This window comes from Microlunatus spumicola (assembly GCF_039536445.1).
GTDB lineage: Bacteria > Actinomycetota > Actinomycetes > Propionibacteriales > Propionibacteriaceae > Microlunatus > Microlunatus spumicola.
In genome coordinates, this window is sequence record NZ_BAAAYR010000001.1 from 1,786,072 (window position 1) to 1,801,732 (window position 15,661).

At 75.7% G+C, this 15,661-nt stretch carries 13 protein-coding genes; 2 read left to right on the plus strand and 11 right to left on the minus strand.

The window, feature by feature from the left end; all coding sequences use genetic code 11:
• Positions 1–65 precede the first annotated feature (65 nt).
• Together ABD665_RS08185 and ABD665_RS08190 are read left to right on the plus strand one after the other, a co-directional pair.
• The gene (locus tag ABD665_RS08185) at positions 66–3,098 is read left to right on the plus strand and encodes a hypothetical protein (RefSeq protein ID WP_204911420.1); all 3,033 of its coding nucleotides are present in this window, start codon (positions 66–68) and stop codon (positions 3,096–3,098) included.
• Entirely contained in the window at positions 3,095–4,720 is a 1,626-nt protein-coding gene (locus tag ABD665_RS08190; RefSeq protein WP_204911419.1) for an ATP-binding cassette domain-containing protein, read from the plus strand. The genes ABD665_RS08185 and ABD665_RS08190 overlap by 4 nt, the downstream gene beginning before the upstream one ends.
• Positions 4,721–4,745: 25 nt before the next feature.
• Here the strand turns inward: ABD665_RS08190 and ABD665_RS08195 are convergent, their stop codons facing one another.
• From ABD665_RS08195 to ftsW, 11 genes are all read right to left on the minus strand, one after another.
• The gene (locus tag ABD665_RS08195) at positions 4,746–5,672 is read right to left on the minus strand and encodes an RluA family pseudouridine synthase (RefSeq protein WP_204911418.1); all 927 of its coding nucleotides are present in this window, start codon (positions 5,670–5,672) and stop codon (positions 4,746–4,748) included.
• Between the two features lie 10 nt (positions 5,673–5,682).
• Positions 5,683–6,432 carry a signal peptidase II gene (locus tag ABD665_RS08200; protein WP_344741774.1) on the minus strand — a complete coding sequence of 250 codons (750 nt, stop codon included), beginning with the start codon at positions 6,430–6,432 and terminating at the stop codon, positions 5,683–5,685.
• Positions 6,396–6,923 carry a TraR/DksA C4-type zinc finger protein gene (locus tag ABD665_RS08205; protein WP_204911417.1) on the minus strand — a complete coding sequence of 176 codons (528 nt, stop codon included), beginning with the start codon at positions 6,921–6,923 and terminating at the stop codon, positions 6,396–6,398. Before ABD665_RS08205 ends, ABD665_RS08200 begins: the two co-directional genes overlap by 37 nt.
• 88 nt (positions 6,924–7,011) lie before the next feature.
• Positions 7,012–7,935: a DivIVA domain-containing protein gene (locus ABD665_RS08210; protein ID WP_204911416.1), complete on the minus strand. Its 924-nt coding sequence runs from the start codon at positions 7,933–7,935 to the stop codon at positions 7,012–7,014.
• 137 nt (positions 7,936–8,072) lie between these two features.
• Entirely contained in the window at positions 8,073–8,369 is a 297-nt protein-coding gene (locus ABD665_RS08215; protein WP_204911415.1) for a YggT family protein, read from the minus strand.
• 71 nt (positions 8,370–8,440) lie between these two features.
• Positions 8,441–9,028, minus strand: coding sequence for a cell division protein SepF (locus ABD665_RS08220; RefSeq protein WP_204911414.1), 588 nt, complete (start codon positions 9,026–9,028; stop codon positions 8,441–8,443).
• Between the two features lie 211 nt (positions 9,029–9,239).
• Complete coding sequence (ftsZ, locus tag ABD665_RS08225) at positions 9,240–10,448, minus strand: cell division protein FtsZ (RefSeq protein WP_204911413.1); 1,209 nt, start codon at positions 10,446–10,448, stop codon at positions 9,240–9,242.
• Positions 10,449–10,900: 452 nt separating this feature from the next.
• Complete coding sequence (locus ABD665_RS08230; RefSeq protein ID WP_204911412.1) at positions 10,901–11,650, minus strand: cell division protein FtsQ/DivIB; 750 nt, start codon at positions 11,648–11,650, stop codon at positions 10,901–10,903.
• Complete coding sequence (gene murC, locus ABD665_RS08235; RefSeq protein ID WP_204911411.1) at positions 11,647–13,152, minus strand: UDP-N-acetylmuramate--L-alanine ligase; 1,506 nt, start codon at positions 13,150–13,152, stop codon at positions 11,647–11,649. The genes ABD665_RS08230 and murC overlap by 4 nt, the downstream gene beginning before the upstream one ends.
• 1 nt (position 13,153) lies before the next feature.
• Positions 13,154–14,275: an undecaprenyldiphospho-muramoylpentapeptide beta-N-acetylglucosaminyltransferase gene (gene murG, locus ABD665_RS08240; RefSeq protein WP_204913971.1), complete on the minus strand. Its 1,122-nt coding sequence runs from the start codon at positions 14,273–14,275 to the stop codon at positions 13,154–13,156.
• Positions 14,276–14,310: 35 nt separating this feature from the next.
• Positions 14,311–15,606 (minus strand): putative lipid II flippase FtsW, encoded by a 1,296-nt coding sequence (ftsW, locus tag ABD665_RS08245; protein ID WP_344741779.1) that lies wholly within the window; start codon positions 15,604–15,606, stop codon positions 14,311–14,313.
• Between the last annotated feature and the right edge of the window lie 55 nt (positions 15,607–15,661).

The following is a 15,661-nucleotide window of genomic DNA, read 5'->3' on the forward strand; positions in this document are numbered from 1 at the left end:
CCAAGCGGGTTTCGGTCGTTAGAGTGAGCGCGCGGACCAGGGTCAGACGCGGCGAGGGGGACGTGGTGGGCACGGGCATCGGGTTGGCCTGGGCCGGGGTGCGGCACCGCCCCGGGCCGTGGCTGCTGCTCGCGCTCGGGCTCGCGCTCGCCGCCGTGATGCCGCTCGCCGCGCTCGGGCTGCAGGAACGTGCCGCCGTCGGGGTCGTCCGGCAGGCGGTCGAGGCGGTCCCGGCGCCGACCCGCGGGGTCCTCGCGGTCACGTCGGACGACCTGCGCGGGACGAGGCTGGCCTCGTTCTCGGAGCAGGTGACGGAGGGCTTCGCCACGACGGGGCTGCCCGTCCCCACCCGGGCGCTGGCGTTCCGCGCGCTGTCGCTGCAGGGCACCGACACGACCGTCGCCGCGCTGGACCGGCTGCCCGCCGCCGTGGCCCTGACGTCCGGGCGTCTCCCCGCCTCCTGCTCCCCCACCGCCTGCGAGGTCCTGCAGGTCGACGCCGGCGGGGGCGGACCCACGGTCCCCGACCTCACCGGGCCCGCGCGCGGGCTCGGGCTCGTCGTCACCGGGACCGCCACGCTGCAGGAGCCCCGGCTGGTCGGGCTCGGACTCGTGGCCGCCGGACAGCCGCTGCTGCTGGGGTCCGACCCGGCCGCCCTCGCCGACCTGGACGCCCTCACCGTCTACGGCCGGAACCTGGCCTGGTTCACCCCGTTGGACCCCGCGGCCGTCACGGCCCACGGGCCCGCCGCCTTCGCCGCGGCCCTCGACGGGCTCGCGGCCGAGGGCAGCCTCGTGGCCGGTCCCCTGAACGTCGTCTGGCCCGACGACGCCGTCCTCGACGCCGCCGCCCGGGCGCAGGGTTCCGCGCAGCGCTCCACCGTCCTCGGGATCGGCGCCGGCGCGCTCCAGCTCGGCTTCTGCCTCGTGCTGGCCGCCGCCCGACGTCCCACCCAGCGCCAGCACGGCACGCTGCTCGGCCGGCGCGGCGCCCGACCCGGCCAGGTGCTGGCCGTCGCCACGCTGCAGGCCGCCCTCGCCGCCCTGGCCGGGCTCGTGGTCGGCGTCGCCGCCGGCCTGCTGGTCGTGCTCGCGCTCCTGCGCGGCCAGGTCACGGAACCGTCGTCCGCCGCGCTCCTCGCCCTGGCGTCCGCCTGGCCCGTCGTGCTCGGCCTGGGCGTCGCCGCGGTGCTCGGCAGCGTCCTCCTCGCCGCCGGGCCCGCGCTCCGGCCCCGCACCCTGCGGACCGTCCTGGCCGCCGTCGTGGTGCTCGCCGGCGGGCTGGCCGTCCTGGCCCTCGTCCGGCCGACGACCGACCCGCGCGCCCCCCTGCCCGTCGCCGCCCTCGTGGGCCTGACCCTCGCGGCCGGTCTGCTCGGGACGCTGCTCTGGAGCCCCGTCGTCGCGGGGCTCAGCCGCCTCGGCGGGACCGGCGCACCCCTGCGGCGCGTCGTGCTGCTGACCGCACGGCGCCCCCTGCTCCCGAGCGTCACGGCGGGCTTCCTCGCCGCGGCCCTGGCCACCGCGGTCCTGGCCGGCGCCTGGTCGGCGTCGACGCAACGTTCCGCGCAGGACCAGGCAGCGGCCCTCGTGCCCCTGGACGCGACCGTCGCGCCGAGCACGCAGGTGCTGCTGCCCGCCACCGTCGTGGACCCGGCCCGCCTGGCCGCCCTTGGTCCCGGCGTCGTCGTGGCCCCGGTGACGAGCACGGTGGTCAGCGCCTTCGCCGGTCAGGGAGGCGCGACGGCGCTCCCGCTCACCGGGGTGGACCCCGACGCGCTGCCCCTCGTGCACCGCTGGTCGGCGGTCACCGGCAGCGACGTGCCCGCGGCGGAGGTCGCCGGGCTGCTCCGGACGCCCACCGCGCCGGCCCCGGCCCCGGTCGTCCCGGCCGGGACGCGGGAGCTGGTCCTGGACGTCCGCGGCCTCGACGCGGACGTGACCCTCGGCGTCTGGGTCGCCGGGCCCGACGGGCAGGAGCGCCAGGTCCCCCTCGCCCAGCGCGGCGGGCAGGCGTACGCGGACCTCCCGGCCGGCCCCGCCCTCGCGGTCCGGGGGCTCGAGATCGGCGAGTCGGCGGACCACGTGACGCACCGCCAGCACGGCATCGGCGAGGGCAGCACCGACCGCCAGCTGCCGGCGGGCACCCTGCGCCTGGGCGCGGTGCACGCCGACGGGGCGGTCCTGCCCTGGTCCTGGACCGGCTGGGGCGCCGACAGCGTCGAGGTCACCGCGGACGGAGCCGACGGCGCCGGGCTGCGGGCGCAGTACCAGATCCGCGACGCGCGGGCGGTGCTGCTGCCGGCCTGGGTGCCCGCGACTCAGCGGCCCGTGCTGCCGGTCGCCGTCGACGCGGTGACCGCGGCCCGGGCCGGCGTGCGCGGGAGGTTCGGGATCACGCTCAACCAGACGACGGTGCCCGTCCGCGTCGTCGCCGTGCTCCCCCGGATGCCGACGCTGCCCGACCGCTTCGTCCTCGCCGACCGGACGGCCGTGGCTGCGCTCGTCGACCGCACGGCCCCGGGGGCCGGACCGGTCTCCCAGGTCTGGGTCTCCGCCCCCGGCGCGGCCCGGCCGGCGGTGCGCAGCGCGCTCGACGCCTCCGCCTCGGCCGCCACCCTGCGCTACCGCGACGACCTCGCCCGCGGGTTCGCGCAGGACCCGGTGACCGCCGGCTTCGTCGCGCTCCTCGGCACGGCCGGCCTGGTCGCCCTGCTGCTCGGCGTCGTCGCCGTCGTCGGCGGCGTCCGCGGTGACCGGGAGCTCAGCGCGGCCGACCTGTTCGCCCTCGAGGTCGACGGGGTCGCCCCGGGCGGGCTGCGACGCCTGCTGCTGGCCCGGGCGGCGCTGGTGCTGGCCGTGGGGCTGCCGGTCGGGCTGCTGGCGGGGGCCGGTCTCGCGGCCGCGGCGACCCGGCTGCTGGCCACGGGCCCCGACGGACGTCCGCTCACGCCGCCGCTGCAGCTCGTCCTGCTCGCCGCGCCGACCGCCCTGGTCCTCGCCGTCGCCGTGCTCGGGACGGTCCTGGCCGCGACGGTGACCGCGGCCGCCGCCCTCCGCGAGCCCGTGCTGGCCCCGCCCGAGCTGGACCTGCGGTGACCGCCCGTCCGCACGGCCCCCGGCCGACCGGCGGCCGGCCGACCGACGCCCGGCCAAGCGACACCGGGCCGACGGGCGCGCGGGCCGTCGTCGAGGTCACCGACGTCTTCGTCGCCTACCGCAGCGGCCCCGAGCCGGTGATGGCCCTGCGGGGCGCCGACCTGACCCTCGCCGCCGGGGAGCGGCTGCTGGTGGCCGGGCCGAACGGCTCGGGCAAGTCGACCCTGCTGCGCGTGGTGACCGGCGACCAGCCCGTGCTGGCGGGCCGGGTCGAGGTCGGCGGCGCCGCGGTGCACGCGATGGACGACGCCGACCGGCGCCGGTGGCGTACGCGGGCGCTGGGCTTCGTCGACCAGCACGCCCGCCGCAACCTGCTGCCGGAGCTCGACGTGCGCGACAACGTCGCCCTGCAGCTCCGCCTGACCGGCACCGGGCGGGCCGCGGCCCGCGCGCAGGCCGAGGCGACCCTGGAGCGGCTCGGGCTGGGCGCGCTGACCGGCGCCGACGTGCGGCGTCTCTCCGGCGGCGAGGCCCAGCGGGTCGCCCTGTGCGCCGCCGTCGCGCACGGGCCGGCGCTCGTGCTCGCCGACGAACCCACCGGCGAGCTCGACGAGGAGGCCGCGCACCAGGTCTACGGGCTGCTCGAGTCGGTCGCGGCCGACGGCACCGGCGTGATCCTCGTCAGCCACGACCCCCGCTCGGACGCGTTCGTGGACCGGGCCGTACGCCTCCGCGACGGTCGGCTGGCCGAGGAGTGGGTGCCGGGCCGGACCGGGGTGGCGCAGGTCGCCGACAGCCGCGGCTGGGTCCGGCTCCCCAGCGAGCTGCTGACCGACGAGCGTCGACCCACGAGCTGGACGGCGCAGCCGGGTGACGAGGGGCTGGTGCTGCGGCCGTCGGCGGTCGGCCCGGCCCGGACGTCCCCCCGGGCACCCGTGCCCGTGGCCGTCGCCGCGCCTGCACCCCGGCGAGCCGGCACGGGCACGGCCACCGAGCCCCTCGGGTCCCTCGCGGGCGTGACGGCAGGCTGGGGCGACCGGCGGCTGTTCGAGGGCCTGGACCTGGAGCTGCGGCCCGGCTCGTGGACGGCGCTGCGCGGTCCGTCCGGCAGCGGGAAGTCGACGCTGCTGAGCCTCGTGGCCGGGCTCACGGACCCGCGGGCCGGCGCGGTCACGGTCGGCGGCACGACCTGGGCGGGGCTCGACCGTGCCGCCCGGGCGGCCCACCGGGGACGCTGGCTCGCGTACGGGCTGCAGCGCGCGAACCTCGTCGAGTCGATGTCGGTCGCCGAGAACGTGACGCTCGCGGCCGGTGCGCGCGGGCGGACCGTCGACGCGGACGAGGTGGCGGCCCTGGCCGCCTCGCTGGGACTGACCGCCCAGCTCCGGACCCCCGCGGGCGTGCTGTCCGGGGGCGAGCGCCAGCGGGCCTCGCTCGCGCGGGTGCTCGTCGCCGGCGTCCCCGTGCTCGTCCTCGACGAACCCACGTCGCAGCAGGACGACGTGTCCGCCGCCCGCGTGGTGGCCGCGCTGAGCTCGGCGTGCGAAGCGGGTGCGGCGGTGCTGGTCGCCTCGCACGACCGAAGCGTCCTCGAACGGGCGGACGCGACCCTGGTGCTCTGACCCGGCTCGAGGTCCGGGGTCCGGCTCAGGAGGCGGAGACGACCTCGAGGGCGTGGGCCAGGTCCGGCGGGTACTCGGAGACGAACTCGACCGGCTTCCCGGTGCCGGGGTGGACGAAGCTCAGCCGCACCGCGTGCAGCCACTGCCGCACGAGCCCGAGCCGGGCGGCGAGGACGGGGTCGGACCCGTACGTCGGGTCGCCCACGCAAGGGTGGTGGATCGCGGACATGTGGACGCGGATCTGGTGGGTGCGGCCCGTCTCCAGGCCGATCGTGAGCAGCGTCGTGCCGACGAAGGCGTCGATCGTCTCGTAGTGCGTCACGCTGTCCCGGCCGCCCGCGACGACGGCCATCCGCCACTCAGAGCCCGGGTGGCGGGCGATGGGGGCGTCGATGGTCCCGGCGAACGGGTCGGGGTGGCCCTGCACGAGCGCGTGGTAGGTCTTCTCCACCGAGCGCGCCTTGAAGGCCCGTTTGAGCACGCTGTAGGCGTTCTCGCTCTTGGCCACGACCATCAGACCCGACGTCCCGACGTCGAGGCGCTGGACGATCCCGCGGCGCTCGGCGGCGCCGGACGTGGTGATGGAGACCCCCGCCGCGGCGAGGGCGCCAAGGACGTCGGGGCCGTCCCAACCGAGGCTGGGGTGGGCGGCGACGCCCGGCGGCTTGTCGACGACCACGATGTCCGCGTCCTCGTGCAGGATCGCCAGGCCCTCGACGGCCCGCGCGACCACGACCGGGCCGGACGGCTCCTCGTCGAGGTCGACCTCGAGCAGGGCACCGCCGAGGGCCCGGTCCGACTTGGCGACCAGGGCCCCGTCCAGCCGCACGCGACCGGCGGCGATGAGGTCGGCGCTGCGGCCGCGGGAGAGCCCGAGCACCCGCGCGACGACGGCGTCGACCCGCTCGCCCTCCAGGCCGTCGGGGACGCTCAGGACCTTGGGGTCGCTCACGACGGGGCGCTCACGACGACGCCGGGGAGCTCGCGGGGGTCTCGCCCCCGCGCCGGCCGTCGATGCCGACGTTCTTGATCACGGAGAGCACGACGACGAGCACCGCGGCCGAGGTGATGCACATGTCGGCGACGTTGAAGATCGGCCAGTGCGGCAGCTGCAGGAAGTCCACGACGTGCCCGCGGAACGGTGCCGGCGCACGGAACAGCCGGTCGACGAGGTTGCCGCTCACACCCGCGACGAGCAGGCCCAGGGCCACGGCCCAGCCGATGTGGCCGAGGCGCGGCACCAGGCGGATCAGCACGAAGCCGAGCACGAGGATCGCGGCGACGGCGAAGACCCAGGTGACGCCCTCCCCCGTGCTGAACGCCGCACCGGGGTTGCGGATCAGCCGCAGGGTCAGCAGCCCGCCTAGGAGCGGGACGCCGACGCCGGGCTCGAGCTGCTGCACCGCGAGGAACTTGGTGTAGACGTCCACCGCGAGACCCAGCAGCGCGACCGACGAGCACAGCGGCCACAGGCGCGGAGGCGGTCGTTCGCCGAGCGTCGGCGCGGCGCCGTCAGCCGGTCCGGTCGTCGTGGCGCCGGCCGGATCGAGGGCTGCGCCCGCCTCGCCGGAACCGGCCGCGGGCACGTCACCCGTGCCCGCGTCGACCCGGTGCTCGGTCGCGCGGCCGGCGTCGTCGGACCCGGGGCCCTCCGCGCCGGCCGGGGCCGAGGGGTTCAGCGGCGCTCTTCGCGCTGCTTGCAGGTCACGCACAGCGTCGCGCGCGGGAAGGCCTGGAGCCTGCCCTTGCCGATCGGCTGCCCGCAGTTGTCGCAGCGGCCGTAGACGCCGAGCTCGATGTGGCGCAGCGCCAGCTGCGACTGGTCGAGCATCTCGCGGGCGTTGTTGGCCAGGCTCATCTCGGCGTCGCGCTCGAAGTTCGCCGAACCGACGTCGGCCGGGTCGCGCCCGGCGCCCTCGGTCCCGTCGCGCAGCAGGTTGTGCAGCTCGGCGTTCGAGGTGGCGAGCTGCTCGGAGAAGCGGACGATGTCCTCGGCGAGCGTGCTGCGCACCTCCTCGAGCTCCTCGGCGGTCCACGGGTCCTCGCCGTCGCGGACCGGCAGGGTCGCCGGGTCGACGTCCTTGCCGCGCTGCAGCGCGTGCTCCACGGGAGCCGCGTTGACGGTCGGGGCCACCCGGACCGAGCCCGCCCCGTTGCCCGGGCCGGTGGCCACGGAGTCGTCCGTGGTCTTGGTGGTGCTCATGAAGGGGTCCCCTCGTTCGAACTGACGCAGAGACAGTAGGCGGTCACCTGCGTTTCTTCAACGAACGGGACGGCCCGCTCGTCCCGGACTAGCGCTGCTCGCCGAGCAGCGCGTCGAGCCGGGGCGTGTCGCTGGTCGAGGAGCCGGTGGCGGGACCGTCGCCCTGGGCGGGCTGGGCGTCCGGCTGCTGGCCGGCGGGCGCGCCCGGGCCGCTCTCGGACCGGGTCTCCCCCTGCTCGACCGACGCGGCCTGCTCGGACGGTGCGGGGCGGGGGGCCGTGCGCTCCGGACCGCCCTCGGGCTCGAGGCCGACCTGCTCGAGGGTGCTCAGCTGGCCCTGCAGGTGGTCGTGGAGGCTCGAGCGGTAGCGCTGCTCGAAGTCGCGCAGCCGCGCGACGGTCTCGGTCAGCGTGTCGCGCTGCCGGTCGAGGTCGCCGAAGAGCTCGGTGCGACGCTGCGACAGCTCCTGGTCGAGCGACTGCGAACGGGTCTGGGCCTCGGCCTGGACGCGCTCGGCGTTGACCCGGGCCTCCGACTCCAGCCGCTCCGCCCGCGTACGCGCGTCCTCGGTGACCTGCTGCGCCGTGGTCGTCGCGTCCTCGCGGATGTGGGCGGCCTCGGCGGTCGCCTCGCGGACCAGGTGCTCGGCCTGCTCGGTGGAGAGCTGCACGAGCCGGACGACGGCCGTGCTGGCCTCGTTGCTCGTGGTGACGACGATCCGCTCCTCGGAGACCGGCGCGCTCGGCGCGGCCTGGGCCGGGGCGGACTGCACGGCGGCGGCCGGCTCGGGACGCGAGGTCGGCTCCGGGGTGCGCTCCTGGGTGACGGCCGGCGTGGGCTCGCCCGAGCGCAGTGCCTCGACCTGCTTCTTGAGGCTGGCGTTCTCCTCGACCAGCTGCGCGAAGCTCTCCTCGACCTGGTCGACGAACTCGTCGACCTCGAGGACCTCGTAACCGCCCTTGCGGGCCATCCGGAACCTCTTGTTGCGCACGTCGTCGAGCGACAGCGTCATGGGACACACCTCAGAACTTCGTCAGACAGCAGAACCGGGCCCCGAGAGCCCGCCGACCACCGTAGCCGACCTGACGGCCGAGGGTGAGCCAGGACGCTCGTGCCGCTGCGGACGGGCCGAGGGGGCCGCGTACGGGCCTAGTAGCTGTAGAAGACGGCGCGGTTGACCTGCATCAGGATGCTGACGAGCAGGAAGAGCGCGATGAAGGCGAGGTCGAGGCTCATGGCGCCGACCCGGACGGGCTTCAGCACCTTGCGCAGCGCGCGGAGGGGCGGGTCGGTGATCGAGTAGACGACCTCGGCGAGGACCAGCATGGGTCCGCGCGGCTGCCACTCACGCACCAGGACCGGGACCCAGGACAGGATCATCCGGGCGAAGAGCACGAGCATGAAGAGCCACAGGACCCAACCGATGATGCCGCCCACGAGCGTCACGTCGCCTCGTCACCTCTTCCCTGGTTCGCGAGACTCCATGGTAGGCGACCGGGCGAAGCCCGGCCGTCCGCTCAGCTCTGGTTGAAGAACCCGCTGGCGATGCGTTCCTTGTCCTCGGTCGCGACCGTGACGTTCTGCGGCGACAGCAGGAACACCTTGCTGGTCACGCGCTCGATCGTCCCGTGCAGGCCGAAGATCAGCCCGGCGGCGAAGTCGACGAGCCGCTTGGCGTCGACGTCCTCCATCTGGGAGAGGTTCATGATCACGGGCACGCCGTCGCGGAAGTGCTCGCCGATCGTGCGGGCCTCGTTATAGGTCCGCGGGTGCACCGTCGTGATGCGGGACAGGTCCGCGGTCCGGGCGCGCGGCGCAGGAGCCGGCTCGGGGGCCGCCGCGGCGACGGGTGCGGCCAGGGCGTGCGAGCCGGCGTGGGGCACGGCCGCGACCGAGGTCGGGCGCTTGCTCTGCAGCGTCGTGACGCTGCCACCGACACCGGCACCGCTGCCGCCGGCGGCCACGCGCTCGCGCTCCTGGGCGCCGATCAGCTCTTCGCGGCTGAGACCCTCGGTGCGCTCGACGTCGTCGACCTCGTACTCGTTGTAGCGGTCGTCGGTCACCAGGCCAAGCCAGGCCGCGGCCCGCTTCAGTCGTTCCGCCATCGTCGTCCCTCGGTCATCTCGGCGCTGTGTCGATCTGCTCCGGCCGTCCCCCGCTCGGGGAGTCGGTCGGCGACCTCGACACTACCGGCCGGTCAGCCACCCGCCGGTCACGACGACCGGCGACACGCTGACCCGCCTCGACCCCGGGTGCGGGTCGGGCCGTGCGCACGCACGACCCGCCCCGCCGCCGAGGCCTGGGTCAGCCCGAGACCTACTTCAGGAAGTCGGGGACGTCGAGGTCGTCGTCGGCCGGCGGGCTCGGCGGGCGCAGCTGGGCGGGCCGGGGCTGCGGCGACGCGGTGCCGGCGCTCGCCCCGCTCGGCGTGGCCGCGGGGACCGGCCGGACGGACTCGTACGACGGGCCCGGGTTCGACGCCGGGGCCGGAGCCGCCGGGGCCTGGGCCGGGCGGTTGCCGCCGCCGTTGCGCAGGTCCGCCGAACGGCTGATCCCGGGCTGGCGGCGCGGCGGCTGCCCGCCCTCGAAGCCGGCGGCGATGACGGTCACGCGGACCTCGTCGCCGAGGGCGTCGTCGATCACGGTGCCGAAGATGATGTTGGCGTCCTCGTGGGCCGCCGCCTGGATGAGGTCGGCCGCGGACGAGACCTCGAACAGGCCGAGATCCGAGCCGCCGGCGATCGAAAGCAGCACGCCGTGCGCACCCTCGATGCTGGCCTCGAGGAGCGGCGAGCTGACGGCCATCTCGGCCGCCGCACGGGCCCGGTCCTCGCCGCGCGCCGAGCCGATGCCCATGAGCGCGGAGCCGGCGTTCGACATGACGGCCTTGACGTCGGCGAAGTCGAGGTTGATCAGGCCGGGGGTGGTGATCAGGTCGGTGATGCCCGAGACACCCTGCATCAGGACCTGGTCGGCCTGCTTGAAGGCGTCCAGGATGGCGATCTGGTGGTCGACCATCTGGAGCAGCTTGTCGTTCGGGATGACGATCAGCGTGTCGACCTCCTCGCGGAGGCTCCCGATGCCGGCCTCGGCCTGGCCGGCGCGCCGCTTGCCCTCGAACGAGAACGGCCGCGTGACCACACCGATCGTCAGGGCGCCGAGCGCGCGGGCGATCCGGGCCACGACGGGCGCGCCGCCGGTGCCCGTGCCGCCGCCCTCGCCGGCGGTGACGAAGACCATGTCCGCACCCTTGAGCGCGTCCTCGATGTCCTGCGCGTGGTCCTCGGCGGCCTGGCGGCCCTTGTCCGGGTCCGCACCGGCGCCGAGCCCGCGGGTCAGCTCACGACCGATGTCGAGCTTGACGTCGGCGTCGCTCATCAGCAGCGCCTGCGCGTCGGTGTTCACGGCGATGAACTCGACGCCGCGCAGACCGGCCTCGATCATCCGGTTGACGGCGTTGACACCGCCGCCGCCGACACCGACGACCTTGATGATGGCCAGATAGTTCTGTGACGCAGACACCACGGGGGTTCTTCCTTCTCGTTCTCGCTTGCGCGCTCGACCGGCTCGTTCGGCGTTCCTCCGACCCGGTCCACCAGGCTCTCGACCAGCGGTCGAGACCCGGGGGCCGACCCGGGGAAGGTAGGTCGACGAGGGGAGACGCGAACAACCGCGAATCTATAGAGCCCCCTCGGGCAAGTCCACGTGGCCACCACCCGACACGCGTTCGGATCGCCGTAACCCCCGGATCTCTGGAGATCCACTTGAGGGTGAGGTGAGAGTGCGAGGCGTCAGGCCCTCAGAGAGCGCCGACAGCGCCGAGCAGCGGGCCCGGCCCGGGCCGCGAGCGTCGGCAGGGCGGCGCGCCGGTGCCTGGACGACCGAGCGGGCACGACAGCGCTTCTCCGTCGTGCCCGGGAGGGAGGAAGGCACCGGTCTGAGCGCCGACCGCGCGAGCGGCCAGCAGAAGGGGTTGCTCAGCGCACGGCGGGGGTGTGCGGTGCGGAGACGTCGATCGTGGTCTTGGGGCCGGCGTCGAGGAGGGCCACGGCGACCTGGGCCTTGAGGGCCGACTGCGAGGAGTCGCCCCAGATGATCGTGATGCCCGAGGTGGTCTTGAGCTGGATGGAGTCGGGCGTCGCGGCGGTGATGCTCGTGACCTGGCCGCGGACGTCCTCGGGGAGGCTGAGGACGACCGAGCCGAGCTCGACGAGCAGCGGGCGGTTGGCCGGGTCGGCGGCGACCTCGACCACGCCGGACGGCTTGACGGTCTTGGCCGCGAACACGACGCCGGCCTTGTCCACGACCAGGAACCCGCCGGGCTGGGCCACCGCGAGCAGCGGCTGGCGCTCGGTGACGGTGACACGGACGGTGTTCGGCCACTCACGGGTGACCGTCGCCGCGGACACCTGCGGCAGCGACGTCGCGCGGCGGGCGACCGCGTCGAGCTGCTGGCGGGCCAGCGGGACGCCGAGCGGCACGGCCGCGGCCGTGGTGACCTGCTCGGCCGTGAGCTCGCGCGTGCCGGAGACGGCCACGGAACGGGTGTCGAGGACGCTCGAGAAGTAGACGAGCCACGCCGCCGTGCCGACGAGCGCGGCCAGGACGAGCGCGAGGACGACGCGAACGGTCCGGCGCCGGCTGCGGCGGTGACGCTCGCGCTGCTCGGCCAGCGACGGACGCGGCTGCGGCGCCCGGAGCCTCGGCGGGGTGGCCGTGGTCGTCACCCCTCCCCCTCGGGCGCGTCCGCCTGGGGCGCCGGCGAACCCTCGGTGTGCACCGAGAGGTCGGAACGGCGCGCGAGCGCGTCCACGATCAGGGGCGCCACCTTGGTGACGTCCCCGCAGCCGAGGGTCACCACGACGTCCCCGCGGCGGGCGAGCCCGGCGACGACGGGGGCGGCGGAGTCCCAGTCCGGCTCGTAGGTCACGTGCGCCGTGCCGGCGGGCACCGCGTCGGCGACCAGGGCACCGGTCACGCCGGGGATGGGGTCCTCGCGGTCGCCGCAGACGTCCATCACGACGGCCTCGTCGGCCAGCGCGGCGGCGTCCGCGAACTCGCGCCAGTGGTCACGGGTCCGGCTGTAGAGGTGCGGCTGCAGCACCGCGACCACCCGCCCGCCGCCTGGCTGACCCTGCACGGCCGTGCGCGCCGCGCGCAGCGTGTGGGCCACCTCGGTCGGGTGGTGGGCGTAGTCGTCGAACACCCGCACGCCGTCGACGGTCCCCACGAGCTGGAACCGCCGGTTGGTGCCCGCGTAGGCCGACAGCTGCTCGCGCGCGGTCTGGTCGTCCACGCCGAGCCAGGTGAGGACGGCGTACGCGGCCGCCGCGTTGGCGACGTTGTACGCGCCGGGGACGTCGAGCGTCAGCGGGCCGCCGGTGCCGCCGCGGGTCAGCCGGAAGCTCGAACCGGTCCCCGCGAACGTCGCCCCGGTGATCCGCACGTCCGCGTCGACCGCCTGGCCGAACGTCACGATCTCCGGCACGCGCCCGTCGCCGTCCAGCGCCCGCCGGCGCACGGCCGCGGTCAGCTCGACGGCACCGGGGTCGTCCGCGCTGACCACGAGGACGGCCACGTCCGGGTTGGTGGCGAACCGCTCGAACCCGTCGGCGTACGCCTGCGCGGTCCCCCAGTTGCTGAGGTGGTCGGGGTCGACGTTGGTCACGACGGCGACCTGCGCCGGGTACTGCAGGAACGAGCCGTCGCTCTCGTCGGCCTCCACGACCATGACGTCGCCGGAGCCGAGGTGGCCACCGCTCTTGGTGCCCGTGAACGCGCCGCCGATGACGTAGGACGGGTCGAGCCCGGCCCCCACCAGCGCGCCCACGACCATCGCGGTCGTCGTGGTCTTGCCGTGCGTGCCGGCGATCGCGACCCCGCGACGCCCGAGCATCAGCGAGCCGAGGGCGGCGCTGCGGTGCAGCACCCGGAGCCCGCGGCGCCGGGCCTCGGCGAGCTCGGGGTTGTCCTCGCGGATGGCCGAGGAGACGACGACGGTCTGCGCGTCGCCCAGCTGCTCGGCCCGGTGCCCCACGTGCACGTCGGCGCCGCGGGCGGCGAGCCCGCGCAGGTAGGCGGAGTCGGAGCGGTCGCTGCCGCTGACCCGCAGGCCGAGGTCGAGGAACATCGAGGCGACCCCGTTCATCCCGGAACCGCCGACCGCGATCAGGTGGACGGCGCCCAGGTCCCCGGGACGCACCAGCTCCACCGGCTCCAGCAGACCCACGTCAGCGCTCCTTCCGGCCCGTGCGGGAGGCCGACCCCGCCGCGACGGCCAGTGTGCGTCGGGCCAGGACCGTGGCGGCGTCGCGTCTCGCGATGCCGCCCAGCGCGGTCGTCATGGCGGCGAGCCGGGCGGGGTCGCCGAGCAGGGCGGGCACCTCGGCGGCGACCCAGCCGGCCGTGCAGGCTGCGTCGTCGAGCAGCAGGCCACCGCCGGCGTCGACCACGGGGGCCGCGTTGCGCGCCTGCTCGCCGTTGCCGTGCGGGTAGGGCACGAAGACCGAGGGCAGCCCGACCGTCGCCGTCTCGAGCACGGTGCCGGCCCCGCAGCGTCCGAGCATCAGGTCGGCGGCCGCGTACGCCTGCTCCATCCGCTCCACGTAGGCGACGGGCACGTACGTCGCCCCGGTCGCCTCGTCGGTCCGCCGGACGTCGCTCGCCGCGACGTTCTTGGGGCCGAGCACGTGCAGGACGCTGATGCCCGCCCGGAGCAGGTCGTCGGCGGCACCGCGCGCTGCGCCGTTGATGCTGGCCGCCCCCTGCGAACCACCGCTGACCAGCAGCGTCGGGCGGTCGGGACCGAGGTCGAAGGCGGCCCGGGCGGAGGCCCGGGCGGCGGGCCGGTCCAGGTCCGCGATCTCGCGCCGCAGCGGCAGGCCGATCAGGGTCGCGTGCGCCAGCGGGGTGCCGGGGAAGGAGGTGAAGACGTCGTGGGTCAGGCGGGCCGCGAGCCGGTTGGCGAGGCCGGGCAGGGCGTTCTGCTCGTGGACGACGACGGGCACGCCGAGACGGCGTGCCGCGAGGTAGACCGGGGTCGAGACGTAGCCGCCGAAGCCGACCGCGACGTCGGCCCCCGTCCGGCGCAGGACGTCCGCGGCCGCCCCGACGGAGGCGGCCAGACGGCCGGGCACCCGGAGCAGGTCGGGCCCGGGACGCCGCGGCAGCGGGACCGGGGGCACGAGCTCGAGCGTCAGGCCGGCGGCCGGGACGACCGTGGTCTCCAGCCCGCGGGCGGTCCCCACCGCGGTCACCCGCGTGCCGGGGGCGATCCGCAGCAGCTCCTGGGCCGTCGCCACGAGCGGCGAGGTGTGCCCGGCGGTGCCGCCGCCGGCCAGCACGACCGACACGGGCCGCCCCGACCAGGCCGCCGCGTCGGGTGCGGTCACGCGCGGCTCCGGGTGCGGCGGGTGCCCGTCGCACCGGTGGTCACCGTCATCCGCGGCCGGTCGCCGGAACGCCGGGCCGCGAGCAGGTTCCGCGCGTCCGGCTCGCGCCGTGCGCAGCTCAGCAGCACGCCGACGGCGAGCAGGTTGCCGATCAGGGCCGAGCCGCCGTACGAGACCAGCGGCAGCGGGACGCCGGCGATCGGCAGGAGCCGGAGGACGACGGCGAGGTTGAACAGCGCCTGCACGACGAACCAGGTGGTCACGCCGCCCGCGGCGTAGCGGGAGAACGGGTCGTCGGAGCGCGCGGCGATGCGGAAGCCGGCGTAGCCGAGCAGGCCGACCAGGGCGAGGACGACGAGCGAGCCGAACAGCCCGAACTCCTCGCCGAGGACGGCGAAGATGAAGTCGGTGTGGGCCTCCGGCAAGCTCCCCCACTTCTGCCGGCTGGCGCCCAGGCCCATGCCCCACCAGCCGCCGGACGCGATGGCGAACATGCCGGCCTGGGCCTGGTCGTTGATGCCGTTGACGTTCACGGACGGGTCGAGGAAGGCCGCGAGGCGGCGCATGCGGACCGGCGAGGTGACGAAGAGCCCGACCACGCCGAGGAAGCCCAGGGCCCCGAGCCCGGCGAGGACCCGCATCGGGGCGCCGACGATCCACAGCACCCCGGCCACGATCCCGGCGAGCACGACGGCCGTGCCGGCGTCGCCCTGGAAGACGACGAGCGCGATGACGAGCCCCGAGACCGGCAGGAACGGGACCAGCAGGTGGAAGGGCCGGTCCAGGAGCTTCTGCTTGCGGGCCAGCACGTCCGCGCCCCACAGCACCAGGGCCAGCTTGGCGAACTCGGCCGGCTGGATGCCGAAGCCGCCGATGCCGGTGGAGAGCCAGTTCCGGTTGCCGTTGATGGTCATGCCGAGCGGCGTGTAGGTCAGCACCAGCAGCAGGATCGCCAGGCCCATGCCGACCCAGCTCACCCAACGCAGCGTGGCGACGGGGAGCTTGAGGATGACGATCGCGCCGGTGGCGCCGATCGCGAGGAACATCAGCTGGCGCTTGACGTAGTAGTACGAGTCGCCGGTCGTCAGGTAGGCGTTCACGCTCGAGGCCGACAGCACCATCATCAGCCCGACCACGAGCAGCAGCGCCACCGAGCCGAGCACGAGGTGGTAGCTGGTGAGCGGCCGGTCGAGCACGGCCCGCAGCCACAGCGCGACCGCCCGGCCCGGGGTGGGGGCGATGTCGGTCTTGAGGTCGGCCTTGGGCCGACGGGTGGGGGTCAGGGTCGCCACGGGTGGCTTCCTCCTTCTCGTCCCACGTCGCCCGCCCGGCCCGATCGCGGTGGCG